This is a genomic window from Pseudomonas sp. PVC-5-1, from assembly GCF_057444345.1.
The window spans coordinates 2811663-2826083 of sequence record NZ_CM172024.1 but is presented as its reverse complement, the minus strand read 5'-3'; the positions used below and the strand labels follow the sequence as shown (position 1 = coordinate 2826083).

The 14421-nt window shown below is 62.2% G+C and carries 14 protein-coding genes and 1 pseudogene; 9 read left to right on the top strand and 6 right to left on the bottom strand.

Going from position 1 to position 14421, the window contains the following annotated elements; genetic code table 11:
• Positions 1–20 precede the first annotated feature (20 nt).
• The 3 genes from AC2T3R_RS12860 to AC2T3R_RS12850 form a co-directional block, all read right to left on the bottom strand.
• Positions 21–524, bottom strand: a complete 504-nt coding sequence (locus AC2T3R_RS12860; RefSeq protein ID WP_182329288.1) for a peroxiredoxin — start codon at positions 522–524, stop codon at positions 21–23.
• Between the two features lie 90 nt (positions 525–614).
• Positions 615–1034 (bottom strand): DUF6691 family protein, encoded by a 420-nt coding sequence (locus AC2T3R_RS12855; protein WP_024087109.1) that lies wholly within the window; start codon positions 1032–1034, stop codon positions 615–617.
• 1 nt (position 1035) lies between these two features.
• Positions 1036–1473 carry a YeeE/YedE family protein gene (locus AC2T3R_RS12850; protein ID WP_486745240.1) on the bottom strand — a complete coding sequence of 146 codons (438 nt, stop codon included), beginning with the start codon at positions 1471–1473 and terminating at the stop codon, positions 1036–1038.
• 239 nt (positions 1474–1712) lie between these two features.
• On the opposite strand from AC2T3R_RS12850, the gene AC2T3R_RS12845 reads away from it, so the two are divergent.
• Positions 1713–2135 (top strand): hypothetical protein, encoded by a 423-nt coding sequence (locus AC2T3R_RS12845; RefSeq protein WP_410952449.1) that lies wholly within the window; start codon positions 1713–1715, stop codon positions 2133–2135.
• Positions 2136–2153: 18 nt separating this feature from the next.
• Here AC2T3R_RS12845 and AC2T3R_RS12840 read toward each other — a convergent pair whose 3' ends face one another.
• Positions 2154–2795 (bottom strand): dTMP kinase, encoded by a 642-nt coding sequence (locus AC2T3R_RS12840; protein WP_410952450.1) that lies wholly within the window; start codon positions 2793–2795, stop codon positions 2154–2156.
• Between the two features lie 208 nt (positions 2796–3003).
• Positions 3004–3791 (bottom strand): annotated as a pseudogene (locus AC2T3R_RS12835) (helix-turn-helix transcriptional regulator).
• Positions 3792–3953: 162 nt separating this feature from the next.
• Between AC2T3R_RS12835 and AC2T3R_RS12830 the strand changes: the two are divergent.
• The gene (locus tag AC2T3R_RS12830; RefSeq protein ID WP_015270267.1) at positions 3954–4775 is read left to right on the top strand and encodes a carbon-nitrogen hydrolase family protein; all 822 of its coding nucleotides are present in this window, start codon (positions 3954–3956) and stop codon (positions 4773–4775) included.
• Positions 4776–4874: 99 nt separating this feature from the next.
• Positions 4875–6197, top strand: coding sequence for an APC family permease (locus AC2T3R_RS12825; protein WP_486745239.1), 1323 nt, complete (start codon positions 4875–4877; stop codon positions 6195–6197).
• 260 nt (positions 6198–6457) lie between these two features.
• On the opposite strand, the gene AC2T3R_RS12820 is transcribed toward AC2T3R_RS12825, so the two are convergent.
• Positions 6458–8101, bottom strand: a complete 1644-nt coding sequence (locus AC2T3R_RS12820) for an acetolactate synthase large subunit (RefSeq protein ID WP_013972567.1) — start codon at positions 8099–8101, stop codon at positions 6458–6460.
• Positions 8102–8271: 170 nt separating this feature from the next.
• Here AC2T3R_RS12820 and AC2T3R_RS12815 point away from each other — a divergent pair, with 170 nt between their 5' ends.
• From AC2T3R_RS12815 to AC2T3R_RS12790, 6 genes are all read left to right on the top strand, one after another.
• Positions 8272–9153: a LysR family transcriptional regulator gene (locus tag AC2T3R_RS12815; RefSeq protein ID WP_013972566.1), complete on the top strand. Its 882-nt coding sequence runs from the start codon at positions 8272–8274 to the stop codon at positions 9151–9153.
• A 238-nt stretch (positions 9154–9391) separates the two neighbouring features.
• Complete coding sequence (locus AC2T3R_RS12810) at positions 9392–10576, top strand: MFS transporter (protein WP_043935602.1); 1185 nt, start codon at positions 9392–9394, stop codon at positions 10574–10576.
• A 198-nt stretch (positions 10577–10774) separates the two neighbouring features.
• Positions 10775–11740 (top strand): endonuclease, encoded by a 966-nt coding sequence (locus AC2T3R_RS12805; RefSeq protein WP_023660860.1) that lies wholly within the window; start codon positions 10775–10777, stop codon positions 11738–11740.
• Positions 11741–11886: 146 nt separating this feature from the next.
• Positions 11887–12195, top strand: a complete 309-nt coding sequence (locus tag AC2T3R_RS12800; RefSeq protein ID WP_410952453.1) for a hypothetical protein — start codon at positions 11887–11889, stop codon at positions 12193–12195.
• 48 nt (positions 12196–12243) lie between these two features.
• Complete coding sequence (locus AC2T3R_RS12795) at positions 12244–12795, top strand: YbhB/YbcL family Raf kinase inhibitor-like protein (protein ID WP_013972562.1); 552 nt, start codon at positions 12244–12246, stop codon at positions 12793–12795.
• A gap of 555 nt (positions 12796–13350) precedes the next feature.
• Positions 13351–14406, top strand: a complete 1056-nt coding sequence (locus AC2T3R_RS12790) for a 3-deoxy-7-phosphoheptulonate synthase (protein WP_486745238.1) — start codon at positions 13351–13353, stop codon at positions 14404–14406.
• The last annotated feature ends 15 nt before the right edge of the window (positions 14407–14421 follow it).

The following is a 14421-nucleotide window of genomic DNA, read 5'->3' as shown; positions in this document are numbered from 1 at the left end:
CACAGTAACTGTGTATGCCTTCAGAGCTTACAAACAGCCAACATGCTCGCAGCGTCGCTGCACTCGAACTTGCCGGGTGCTTCGACCGCAATGTGCCTGACCACCAAGTCGTCGACCAACATGGCATAGCGTTGCGAACGCCGACCCATGCCGCGTGCCGATAGGTCCTGGATCAGGCCCAGCGCCTCGCTGAATTCACCATTGCCATCGCCAATCATCCTGACCGCCTCGCCCACCTGCAGGCTCGCGCCCCAGGCATTCATGACGAATGCATCATTGACCGAAACACAGAGAATTTCGGCAACCCCGGCAGCGAACAGGTCCTGGGCCGCGGCCACGTAGCCCGGTACGTGCCGCTGCGAACAGGTAGGCGTGAAGGCACCTGGCAAGCCGAAGATCACCACTTTTTTCTGCTTGCAGCGCTCGTGCAGGGAAAACGCGTTCGGGCCGATCGCACAGCCGCCCTCGCCGTTGCTGTACTGGTAAAGCGTTACGTCGGGCAGTGTATCGCCGGTCTTGATCATCGTTGTCTCCGTGGGGCGGTAAATGGCCAGGCATGATGCAGCATCCACCAAGGTGCGTACATACAGCGGGCTGGCCTGGAAAGCTGGATGTCAGCTACCACGACGCGCCTCAAGCCACTGGAACAACCCCATGCCAACCAGCATCGCAGCGACGAACAGCCAGGCCTGCCAGTACCCTGCAGGCAGCAGCACCAGGGCCGGCCCCGGGCAGATGCCCGCAAGCCCCCAGCCAATGCCGAATACCAGGCTGCCGCCGATAAGGCGGCGGTCCACATCACGTCGGCCAGGCAATTGCATCGCCCCACCCAGCAGGGCCGTTGGATGACCGCTCGCCCAGCGCATCGGTATCCATGCTGCGGCAATCGCCCCGATCATCACTAGCGCCAGCGAAGGGTCCCATTGCCCTGCGATGTCGAGAAAGCCGAGCACCTTGGCGGGGTCGGCCATGCCTGCCAGCAACAACCCCACGCCGAACAGCAGCCCGGCGATGAAACCACTGAACACCGGCATTTCAGGCCCCTTGTACGAGATGGCGGACCACATACACCGTGGCAAAACCGGTAGCCATGAAGCACAGCGTTGCCACCGCCGAACGGGGTGACAGGCGCGACAGGCCACAGACGCCGTGGCCGCTGGTACAACCGCTGCCATAGCGCGTCCCCAGCCCTACCAGAAGGCCCGCCGCGATGAGTGTCCAGGAAGCCGTGGTGAAACGGGCTGACGGCAGCGTGGCAAATATCCCCCAAAGCAACGGGGCTGCCAGCAGCCCCAAAAGAAAGGCAAGCTTTTCTCTGCGCCCTTCCCCGCCTGGCTGCAGCATCGAACCGAGCAAACCACTGATTCCTGCAATACGGCCATTCACCACCGCGAACAGCCCAGCCCCCAGCCCGATCAACACCCCACCAGCCAGCGCGGACCATGGTGTAAAGGCCAGCCAATCAATTGCCATCGTATTTCTCCCGGAACAGGAACAAGAGAACAATTAACGGTTCAGTAAGAAAGTTGAAGAATAACACGACCCCTATGCCGACAATTTCAATGAGATTAGCCAGCCTATTCAAAGTGCATGAAGCTGCACTTGTTTGATGCAGGTCAAATTCGCGACCAGATGGCCGCCTAGACTGCAATCATCCAGGCATACCACGGCCTTGAGGCACGTCGTATATATCCATAAAAGTGGAGTTCGCCATGCAAACGCAATTGAAGTTGGTTCTTGCTGTTGTTCTGGCCGGTAGTGCACTCATGGCGCATGCCGAAGCCAAAAATCAGGCTGGCGACGCCTCCACCAGCGCCCCAGCCGCCAGTACAACTTCCGAGTCGCCCATGCACAAGGCGATGAGCGAGCAAATGCACAAGATGCAGGTTGCTCATGACAAAGCCGCAGCCGCGAAGACCCCTGCCGAGCGCCAGGCCGCCATGCGCGAGGGCATGAAGACAATGAAGGAGAGCATGGCCATGCTGCACCAGCAACATGCTGCGGGCTGCATGGGTTCGGGCATGGGAATGTCGGGACCCAAGGGTGGCATGGGTATGGGCGACGGAATGATGGACATGATGATGAAGATGATGGATCAGCAGTCGTCGATGATGGATATGCCCATGAAGCAGTAACCAGTACTTGCTGTTGTTTCAGCACTGATCGCACTGCGGTCGATGACGTGGTCGAAGCACGCCATCGATCTCGGCCACTATCTGCCGCGTTGCATCCTCGATGGCCCCTTCATTACGGCACAATACCCAGCCGTGTTCCGCAACCGCACGCTCGAACGCCTCGGTACAGGCAACCTGCTCGTCCAGGCTATGGATCACCGTACTGCCCAATCCGCGCGTTCGTGCCGCGGCCCTTGCCCATGAGGTATCAGGGGCCGTGACAACGCCGACATGCAAATCGGGCACTTGCACATTTCGCTCGAGGTTCAGGCGCAGGATTTCGTCGAACGCCACGCTGCGGCGAAATGCGGCATCAGACGGGTACCAGCGATCGATCAGGATGATGCTGTCTACTGGCTGCCTGGGCAGCACGTGTCGTGAAATCCAGGCACGGCTTTCGGCGAAGCGCTCGCATACCCTCAATTCCAGGTCCCGGGAGGGGTTTCTGACCAGTTGATTGACAAGGGCCATGGTTTCCCCCCGGTAGGGGTCGCTTTTTTTCTCGCAAAGCCGGATCACTTTCTTGTTGTCAGCCCGCAAGGCCTTGGTAACCGCCTCCAGAAGCGTGGTCTTGCCGGTGCCCTTGGGCCCATCGATGGAAACAAACAGCGGGCGGGTCATTTTTTCATTACCAGTCGAATCTGAAGATGCAGCGCAGGCCTGGGTGCCAGCACGGTCCTTGTGGGAGCGGGCATGCCCGCGAAGCAGGCGACGCGGTGGATGGCACCGGCTATGCCGGTGTTCGCGGGTAAACCCGCTCCCACAGAATCCCTGCCAAGGCAACAAGTCATGTGCAGTCCCATCTGAGGGGACATGCAGTTGGCCGGAATCAACCCAGCTGGGCCTGAAGAAACAGCGAAAAAAGCTCCGACTGCGATTTGATACCCAACTTGCTGTACATATGCTTGCGGTGCACTTTCACTGTCTCCACCGAGATTTCAAGCTTGCGCGCAATTTCTTTGCTGGAACACCCGCTCAGCATCAGCCGCCCCACCTCCAGCTCACGCCCGGTCAGCGGCGACTCCATCTGCTCGACCCTGTCCTCCATGCGGCTTTGCCAGTGCGGTGCAGGTTTGGTGGCCTCTTCCAGCAACTCCCGCTCGAACGTCATCCGCTGGCGCATCAGCGCAGTGACCCATGGCCGCAACAGTTCCAGCAGGGTGACCTGTTCGATGCTGAACCGGCGCTTGCTACCCAACGACAGGCACAGCGTGCGCTGCGCATCCAGCTGCACGTTGAACTGAATTTCATCGGCAACCACGTAAGCCGGAAATAGCGCTGGTAGTAGTCCGTCTGCTCGAAACACTCAGGGGCCACATCCGCCAGGCGCACCAGGCCGGACACCGCAGCCTCTCGGCTGGCCACGTAGAAAGGGTCCAGCAGGTACAAGCCCTTCAGGTAGTCCTGGAACAGCGGGTCAGGGTTGCCGTCTGCACTGGGGCACTCGGCGAACACCTGCGGGCGCCCTGCGGAAAACAGCAGCGCAACCCAGCTGTCGCAGGCAACGTACTCGTTCAGCAACCGCACCAAGGCTGTCCAGAAGTGGTCCTTGTCAAGGGTTTCGATCAATTGGCCTACCGATCGGTGCCAGGCGATGTCGTGCAGCGTAAAATTCATCCTCTACCCCTGTTGGGTTACCACGTGGGCGTAATACCCCCCGCCATGATGACCACCCCATAATCCGGGCTAGCTTACGCTGAGCGAACCTGTACCGGGATCGTTTTTTACACCCCATGTCGCCACGGCGTGGCGGTCGAAGCTGTTAGTCGAGGATTGGAAATGAAGGTAGAGCTTGTCCAACTGGCCGGTCGCGATGGCGATACCGCGTACAACCTGCAGCGCACCATCAAGGCGATCGGCAACTGCGGCGCCGATACCGATCTGCTGGTCTTTCCGGAAACCCAGCTGATGGGCTTCCCAACCGAAGAAAATATCGGCCGCATCGCCGAGCCACTGGATGGCCCGAGCATCACGGCAGTCCAACAGGCCGCACAAGCGCAGAATGTTGCCGTGGTCGTCGGGATGGCCGAAGCCGCAGACGACGGTCGTTTCTACAACACCACCGTGCTGGTCACGCCTGAAGGCGTAGCGCTCACCTATCGCAAGACCCACCTTTGGGCATCGGACTGCGGGGTTTTCACCCCTGGCGACCGTTTTGCGACAGCCCTGTTCAAAGGCATCCGTGTCGGCCTGCTGATCTGCTTCGACATCGAGTTCCCGGAAACCGCCCGTGCCCTGGGGCAGCTGGGCGCAGAACTGATCATCGTCACCAACGGCAACATGGACCCGTACGGGCCCACCCACAGAACCGCCATCACCGCACGCGCCATGGAAAACCAGGCCTTCGCGGTCATGGTCAACCGCGTGGGTGATGGTGATGGCGGCCTGGTCTTCGCCGGCGGCAGTGCCGTCGTCGACCCGTACGGCCAGTTGCTGTGCGAAGCCGGCCGTGGCGAGTGCCGGATAACCGTCGAGCTGGCCATGGACCAACTGCAGCAGTCACGGCGCGATTACACCTACATCGCCCAGCGCCGCATCCAGCTGCCGGGTGAACAGGTCGAGCACGCCAACGGCCTTCGCGAACTGATCATCCCCTCCTGAAAATTCCACCCTTCCAGGCTCTATTACTGGAATGCAAGGCCGCCAGGGACGGCAGCGTGTTCGACTCTGAATAACAATCACAAGCTGGAGCAAGCAGTAATGGCCACACTCAAGCGAACGCTTTCGCTGGGCTCGGTGGTGCTTTTCGGCATCGCCTACATGACCCCCATCATCGTCCTGGGCACATTCGGCATCCTGGCCGAGACGACGGGAGGAAAGGTACCCGCAGCCTACCTCGCTGCAGCCATCGCCATGCTCTTTACCGCCTTGAGCTACGGCCACATGGCGCGCGCCTTCCCGGTCGCCGGGTCCGCCTATACCTACGTGCGCAAATCGATCAGCCCGCAGCTGGGCTTCATCACCGGTTGGGCGGTGTTGCTCGACTACCTGTTCCTGCCCATGGCGATCTGGCTCATTGGCGCGGCCTATCTGCACTCGGCGTTCCCGGGCGTGCCACAAGCCATTTGGGTGTTGGCATTCATCGGCATCACCACAACGATCAATGTGATCGGCCTGCGGCTGGCCAAGACCGTCAATGGCCTGTTGATGTTCATTCAGCTGCTGGTGCTGGCGGCGTTCGTTGCACTGGCGGTGCACTATGTCTGGGGCGACCCCACGGTACCGCTGTGGACACTCGAGCCGTTCTACAAGGAAGGCACCCAGTTGCCGCTGATCATGAGCGGTGCGGCGATTGCCTGCTATTCATTCCTGGGCTTCGACGCGGTCAGCACCCTGACCGAAGAAACCAAGGAACCACGCAAGAACATCCCGAAAGCCATCCTGCTGATCACCCTGATCGGTGGCGGGCTGTTCATCGCCTGCAGCTACTTCGTTCAGCTCGCTCACCCGTCCACCGACTTTGCCAACGCCGACGCGGCGGCTTATGAAATCGCCCAGAACATCGGTGGCGACATCTTCGTCAGCATCTTCCTGCTGGGGCTGATCGTCGGCCAGTTCACTTCTGGCCTGTCGGCACAGGCCAGCGCCTCCCGGCTGCTGTATGCGATGGGGCGTGACGGAGTGCTGCCCAGGTCATTCTTCGGAAGGTTGAGCGAACGCTTCAGCACGCCGGTGCCCAGCATCATCCTGTGCGGGGTGGTCGCCCTGCTTGCCTTGCGCATGGACGTGACGACCTCCACCTCGTTCATCAACTTCGGTGCATTCCTCGCCTTCAGCCTGGTCAACCTGGCGGTGATCTTCCACTACTGGGTCGCCATGCAGCAGCGTGGTGCGAACGCGCTACTGATGTATCTCGCGTTCCCCCTGGTGGGCTTTGCATCCACGTTGTGGCTGATGGCAAGTCTTGATCACCTGGCGATCTACCTGGGGGCAGGCTGGCTCTGCCTCGGCGTGCTCTACCTGACGGTGATTACCCGTGGTTTCAAGCGCAAGCCCCCGGAGATGCACTTCGAGGAAGCCTGAGCTGTCCACTCTGGTCGATACGGCGCTTTGAGCGATGCTCTGGATGGCACCGGCGGCGCCGGTGTTTGCGGTTGCGGATTCTGAGGCAGGTAGCTAGCCGTGTAGTAGCGGCCTAGCGTCGCGATGGGCTGCATGGCAGCCCCGGCGATTGTTGCGTTGATGCTGAAATCCGGGGGGCCGCTTTGCGGCCCATCGCGACACAAGGCCGCTCCTACACAGGTTCGGCGCCCGCCTTGAGGTGGCGCCGATCCTGTCAGGCCTTACACGGCCAGCGCGCGCTCACGGAGCTCGCTGTTGAGGATGCGGTCGTTCTCGCTGTAATCGACCGGGCAGTCGATCACGTGCACGCCCGGGGTCTTGATGCAGTGCTCGAGCAGCGGCAGCAGGCCTTCGGCGCTTTCCACGCGGTGGCCGTTGGCACCGTAGGCTTCGGCGTACTTGACGAAGTCCGGGTTGCCGTAGTCCAGGCCAAAATCGGTGAAGCCCATGTTCGCCTGCTTCCAGCGGATCATGCCGTAGCCGTCGTCACGCAGGATCACCACGGTGATGTGCATGCCCAGGCGTACCGCAGTTTCCAGCTCCTGGCTGTTCATCATGAAGCCGCCGTCGCCACAAACCGAGATCACCGGGCGGTCCGGGTGCACCAGGTGCGCGGCCATGGCCGATGGCAGGCCGGCTCCCATGGTTGCCAGGGCGTTGTCCAACAGCACGGTGTTCGGCTTGTGCGCCTTGTAGTTACGAGCGAACCAGATCTTGTAGATGCCGTTGTCCAGGGCAACGATACCTTCGGACGGCAGCACGCGACGGATGTCGGCGACCATGCGCTGCGGGTAGACCGGGAAGCGGTTGTCGTCAGCACCTTCGGCGATCTGTGCTTCGTTGGCTTCACGGATCGCCATCAGGCGGGTGAAGTCCCAGTGCGAAGTGTCGTTCAGCGCTTCGCTGATCTGCCATACGGCGTTGGCGATGTCGCCGATCACTTCAACCTGCGGGAAGTACACGGCATCGACTTCGGCGGAGCGGAAGTTGATGTGGATGACCTCGGTGCCGCCACGGACCATGAAGAACGGCGGCTTCTCGATCACGTCGTGGCCGATGTTGACGATCAGGTCGGCGGCTTCGACGGCGCGGTGCACGAAGTCACCCGACGACAGTGCGGCGTTGCCCAGGAAGCGCGGGTGGCGCTCGTCGACCACACCTTTACCCATCTGGGTGGTGATGAACGGGATGCCAGTCTTGTCGATCAGCTGCTTGAGGACCTTGGCGGTCATCTTGCGGTTGGCACCGGCGCCGATCACCAGGATCGGGTTACGGGCGTTCAGCAGCTTTTGTACGGCTGCGTCGATCGCCACGTGCTCGGCCAACGGGCGGCGGTGCAGGCTTGGCGGGATCGGCAGTGCGTCGGTCTGCTCGGCGGCAATGTCTTCCGGCAGTTCCAGGTGCACGGCACCCGGCTTTTCTTCTTCGGCCAGGCGGAAGGCTTCGCGCATGCGCGAAGGGATGTTGTCGGCGGAGGCGAACTGGTGGGTGTACTTGGTGATGGGGTCCATCATGCCGCACACATCGATGATCTGGAAACGGCCCTGCTTGGACTTCTTGATCGGCTTCTGGCCGGTGATCATCATCATCGGCATGCCGCCCAGGTAGGCGTAGGCGCTGGCGGTGACCAGGTTGGTGGCGCCAGGGCCGAGGGTCGACAGGCTGACGCCGGTCTTGCCGGTCAGGCGACCATAGGTGGCAGCCATGAAACCTGCGGACTGCTCGTGACGGGTAAGTACCAGCTTGATCTTCGACTTGCGCAGGGATTCGAGCAGGTCGAGGTTTTCCTCACCAGGAATGCCGAACACATACTCGACACCTTCGTTTTCCAGGCATTGCACAACGACATCGGCGGCCTTGGCCATTTGGGGTACTACCTCAAAATCTTTGTGGGATTGCAGATTTATTAAGCTGCGTGACTGAGATGTTGCAGGATGTCTCAGTGGCGCGCATCGTAGGCCCTCTGGTTAATAATAATAAATATATTGTTATGATGCTTGGCATCACAGTTTGTTATGAACGGTACCCCCCCTCAATGAACCTCAAGGCATTGCGCTGCTGCGTCGAGATCGTGCGCCAAGGCAGCTTCACCAAAGCCGCGCAGCACCTGCATATCGCCCAGCCGGCACTTAGCATGGCCGTTACCCGCCTGGAAGAAGAACTGGGCGTCACTCTGTTCAACCGCACCACGCGCAAAGTCATCCTGACAGCCGAGGGCGAACGCTTCCTGCCACGTATCGCATCGGCCCTTCGCGAAATGGATGTGGCGCGGCAAGAACTGCGTGACATGGCCGACCTGAAGCGCGGCGAAGTGCGCCTGGGAATCCCGCCGATGTTCGGCCTGCACTATGTACCCGGCCTGATGAACGCCTTCCGCCAGCTGTACCCGGGTATTGGCATGACCGTGTTCGAAGGCAGTGCCGAGGACATTGGCCATCGCCTGGAACAACGGGAAATCGACCTGGCGCTGCTGGAGTCCCGGCGCGTGCCGCCCGACAAGGAATCGATCCTCTTGGGCAGCGATGAGATGCTGGCGTGCATGCACCCTGACCATCCCTATGCTGGCAAGGCCTTCCTCACAGCCGAGGACCTGCGCAATACCGACATGGTGGTGTTCGACCGCACCTTCGTGCAACGTCACCTGCTGGATGCGTTCTTTGCCGAACATGGCATCACCTACCGGGTAGCGCTGCAAAGCAACTTCGTATCGCTGGTGGTACAGGCCGCGCTGGACAACATGGGCGTGGCGACCCTGCTGCGCTCGGTGCAACAGCGCACACCGGGCATCGTCGGCGTACCGTTCCAGCCAGCGCAGCAGATGAGCTTCCGCTTGTGCTGGCGCTCGGGGGAATACCTGTCGCTGGCCAGCAAGCGCTTCATCGATTTTGCCGCGCAGACTCATTACCTGGAGCGCTGACTCCACCCTGCTCCGCTGCCACAGTCATTACGCAGATCTGCTGTGGGAGCGGGCGTGCCCGCGAACACCGGCGCAGCCGGTGCCATCCTCCGCGCTGGATTCTTCGCGGGCATGCCCGCTCCCACAGGTGCTGCTTATGCCGCAGGTTCAGGAAGCTGGCCAGCTTCCTCGACGTCACCAGCACGGATTGACTATGATCCCGCCTTGAACGTTTCAGCATGTTTCAACAAGGATCCAGATGTCAGTTCAGGAATTACCCCCTCTCTCTAGCAAAAGTACCGTCGCGAAGATGGAAGCTGCCATGGCACTGGGCAGCTTTGCCATTGGCACCGGCGAGTTCGCCATCATGGGGCTGATGCCCGATATCGCCAGCAATCTGCAATTGAGCGAGCCCCAGGTGGGCCATGCCATCAGCGCCTATGCGCTGGGGGTGATGGTTGGCGCCCCGACACTGGCGATCATCGGTGCCCGGCTGTTGCGCAAGCACATGCTGCTGTTGTTGATGGCGCTGTATGCCCTTGGCAACCTGGCTACCGCATTCGCCCCCTCGTTCGGCGGCCTGGTCGCCTTCCGCTTCATCAGCGGCCTGCCCCACGGTGCCTACTTCGGCATCGCGGCGGTAGTGGCATCGAGCATGGTGGCCAAGGACCAGCGTGCGGGGGCCGTGGCCCGGGTGATGATGGGGCTGACCGTGGCCATGTTGCTCGGCAACCCGGTTGCCACCTTGCTGGGCCAGTACTTCGGCTGGCGCTCGGCGTTCGTGCTGGTCGGCGTGATCGCCCTGTGCACCATCGCCCTGGTCTGGCGCTTCGTGCCCCAGCGCCACGATGAAGTGCGCAGCGACCCGCGCAAGGAACTGCAAGCCTTCACCCTGCCGCAAGTGTGGATGGCGCTGGGCATCGCCTCGATCGGCTTTGCCGGCATGTTCTGTGTGTTCAGCTACCTGGCGCCGACCATGTTGCAGGTGACCCAGGTGTCGCCGCAGTGGATTCCATTCGGCCTGGCGGCATTCGGCGTCGGCGGCATCGTCGGCAACATCGCCGGTGGCAAGCTGTTCGACCGCCTGCAGTTCCGCGCCGTCGGGCTGGTGCTGGTGTGGTCGATTGCCGTGCTGCTGTTCTTCAGCTTTGCCGCCCAGGCGCTGTGGAGCCTGCTGCTGGGCATTGGCCTGGTCGGCACCATGATTGCCCTGGCGGCGCCGTTGCAGATCCGCCTGATGGACATTGCCCATGAAGCGCCAAGCCTAGCGGCGGCGTCCAACCATGCGGCGTTCAACCTGGCCAATGCGCTGGGGCCGTGGCTGGGTGGCATGGCGATTACCGCAGGTATGGGCTGGACCAGCACCGGGTACATCGGCGCGGCTACGGCGCTGGTCGGGCTGGGGATCTACCTGGTGGCACGGCGGATGAAGGGTGGGCACTAAGGTTGAGGCCTGACAGATAGCGTGAACGGGGCTGCCATGCAGCCCATCGCCGGCAAGCCAGCTCCCACAGAGACCGCACAATGCCTGAAATTTTCATGGGCAGCGACGACCCGCGCCGCCCACTGGTGTGGATCAGCGAGCTGGCCAGCCCCAAGGAAATGATTACAATGCATGCCCCAACCTGAAATATGTTTTCCCATGAAATCACTGCTTTACGCCGTATCCTTACTGTTTTCCTTCACCCTCCCTGCCCTGGCCAGCCCGCCGGCGACCTTCACCGAGGCCAAGGTGGTGGCCAAGCAGAAGGTGTACATGGACCAGGCCAGCAGTGCCATGGGCGACCTGTACTGCGGTTGCAAATGGGCTTGGGTGGGCAAGTCTGGCGGGCGTATCGATGCCGCCTCGTGCGGCTACCAGACCCGCAAGCAGCAGAACCGCGCCGAACGCACCGAATGGGAACACATCGTGCCGGCCTACACCTTCGGCAACCAGCGCCAATGCTGGAAGAATGGCGGCCGCGAGCATTGCGTGGATGACGACCCGGTGTTCCGCGCCATGGAGGCCGACCTGTTCAACCTGTACCCGGCAGTGGGCGAGGTAAACGGTGATCGCAGCAATTTCAACTACGGCATGGTTGCTGGCAATGCAGGGCAATACGGGCAGTGCACCACCAAGGTGGACTTCGTGCAGCGTGCTGCCGAACCACGCGACGAAGTGAAAGGCCTGGTCGCCCGCACCACCTTCTACATGTACGACCGTTACAAGCTGAGCATGTCGCGCCAACAGCAGCAGTTGCTGATGGCCTGGGACAAACAGCACCCGGTATCGGCCTGGGAGAAAGAGCGTGACCGGCGCATTGCCGCGATCATGGGGCATGCCAACCCCTTCGTGACCGGGGAACGCAAATGGACCGCCAACTACAAGCCGGTCGGCAGTGGCGTGGTGCAAGCGGTGCCGGAAAAGGCCGCCAAGCCCGAATCCAAGCCGAGCCTGGCCAGTGCCGGGTCGGTGGGAGCGGTGCTTGGCAACCGCAACAGCCATGTCTATCACCTTTCCGTTGGTTGCCCGGGCTATACCCAGGTTACCGCGAAGAACCAGGTCACCTTCGCCACAGAGGGTGAGGCGCAGGCGGCGGGTTATCGCAAGGCGGGCAACTGCCGCTGATCGCCTTCCTCGGGGCCTGCGCGGCCCCCTTGCAATTGAGCGGGCTGCACAGCAGCCCGCAACAATGACCATCCGTCGCCCAGACGGCACCCCACTCCCCACCCCCAGCCCAACGAATGACAGATCATCCGTAAAGGAGAGGTTCCATGATCCGCATTCGCCCACTTTCACTGTGCCTTGCCCTCGCCCTGGTCAGCGTCACTGGCACCAGCTTCGCAGCCACCGACACAGATACCGACAGCCGCCCGCAAACCGACCAGTACGGTGGCAAGACCGCCGGTGAAGACAGCAGCGTCAACAGCCCAGGCAGCAGCAAAACCAATGACAGCAGCGACACTGGCAGCAACAGCGATGCCGCCGACGGCGCCGCTGGCGGCTCGAACAGCACCGGCGAAGCAACCGGCTCCGGCGCCGGGCACACCGGTGGCACCGCCGAGGACCAGGACAGCCATTGAGGCCGGCCTGGGCTACACTGCGCCGGAACGCCCTGCCAAGGATTCACCATGAACCTCAAACCCTGGCTGCTCGCCGCCCTGCTGCCTTGCAGCGCTTTGGCCGTCGCTGGCAGCCAGGGCGCGCTGTCGATCAGCTCATCGTCGTTCACCGATGGCGGCGTGATCGCCTTGCAGCAGGTTGGCCCGGACCCGGCCTGTGGTGCTGGCGAAGAGCGCACCCCGCAACTGAGCTGGGACAACCTCCCCGCAGGCACTCAGTCGCTGGCACTGATCATGTTCGATCCGGACGGCGGCAAGGGTATTGGCGTGGTCCACTGGATCGCCTACAACATCGACCCGGCCCAGGATGGGCTGAAGGAAGGCGTCGCCGGGCTGACCGGGCAAGGCGTGACCGTGGGGCGCAACTCGCGGGGCACGCTCAGCTACCGCGGCCCCTGCCCACCCGCCGGCGACAACCCGCACCACTACGCGCTGACGCTGATCGCCACCGACCTGCCACTGGGTACCCTGCCCGAAGGCCTGGACCGCAGCGGCCTGCTGCAACTGCTGCAAGGCCACGCGCTAGGGGCGCAGAGCCTGGTCGGGCGCTATGGCCATTGAACCGGGCGGTACAAAAACAATTGATCACCCCCATAGCATTTATCCATTGAATGGCCCGGCCGAACTGAAGTAAGCTCGGGCTCATTCACTGGAGAGCAACATGCCGAAACACACCCGCAACCACGCCAACCACACCGGTCGCACCCTGCGCCCTGTGCTGGCCGTTGCCGGCTGCGTCGCACCTGCCAGCTATTACTTTGGGTATTGGTTTAGCCACTAGGCGCCGATACCCACACGGCGCCCACCTTCGAGGGGCCGCCGAACATGAGAATACTCAAACCCCCGGTCGGCTCCCCGACCGGGGGTTTTGCTTTTCAGGCCTTTGAACAACACCGATTCACATTGAGGACAGATTCATGAACTACGCCACTTATTACTACGCAAACACCTACGCCTGGCGATTTAGCCAATCCCGTTCGGGCCAGCCTGCCGCCTCCGTTCGGTCTTCCACAGGTGGCAATGCAGCAGCCAATACGAATTCAACGATTTGTCGAACACCTCGATAGGGCCGACGACGCGGGCCAGAATCCGCCGTCCGCCCAGGGAAAAAACGCCATGCACGCTTCCAGCCTCGCCCTGACCCAGCCGCAAGCAGCCAACACCACCGTCAGCCAGCGCCTGCCCAGCCCGCACCTGCTCAAGCAGCAAATGCCGCTGTCCAGCGAACTTACCCAGCAAGTCCATGCCCACCGCCAGGCCATCCGCGACATCCTCGAAGGCCGCGACCAGCGCCTGCTGGTGATCGTTGGCCCGTGCTCGATCCACGACCCGCGCTCGGCCCTGGAATACGCCGACCGCCTGGCCGCCCTCAGCCGCGAAGTCGACGACAAGCTGCTGCTGGTGATGCGCGCCTACGTCGAAAAACCCCGCACCACGGTCGGCTGGAAGGGCCTGGCCTACGACCCGCACCTCGATGGCAGCGACGACATGCACGCCGGCATCGCCCTGTCCCGCGGGCTGATGCTGAACATGATCGAACGCGGCCTGCCGGTTGCCACCGAACTGCTGCAGCCAATGGCCGCCGGCTACTTCGATGACCTTCTGGCCTGGGCCGCGATTGGCGCGCGCACCACCGAGTCGCAGATCCACCGCGAAATGGTCAGTGGCCTGGAGCTACCGGTCGGTTTCAAGAACGGCACCGACGGCGGCATCGCCATCGCCAGCGACGCCATGCGCAGTGCCGCCCACTCGCACCGCCACTTCGGCATGGATGCGCAGGGCTACCCGGCCATCATCGAGACCTTGGGCAACCCGGACACCCACCTGGTGCTGCGCGGCGGCCACAAGGGCCCGAACTTCGACGCCAACAGCATCGCCATGGCCCGCCAGGCGCTGGCCAAGGCCGGGTTGCAGGCGCGGATCATGGTCGATTGCAGCCATGCTAACAGCGGCAAGGACCCGGCGCGTCAGCCGGCGGTTTTCAACGATGTGCTGGCGCAGCGCCTGGCCGGCGACCGCTCGATCGTCGGCGTGATGATCGAAGGGCACCTGTTCGACGGCTGCCAGGCGCTGGGCAAGGGCGCGCTGAAATACGGCGTGTCGATCACCGACGGTTGCCTGGGTTGGGCCTCGACCGAAACCCTGTTGCGCGAGGCGGCACAAAAACTCTAGGCAGCGGGACGCAAG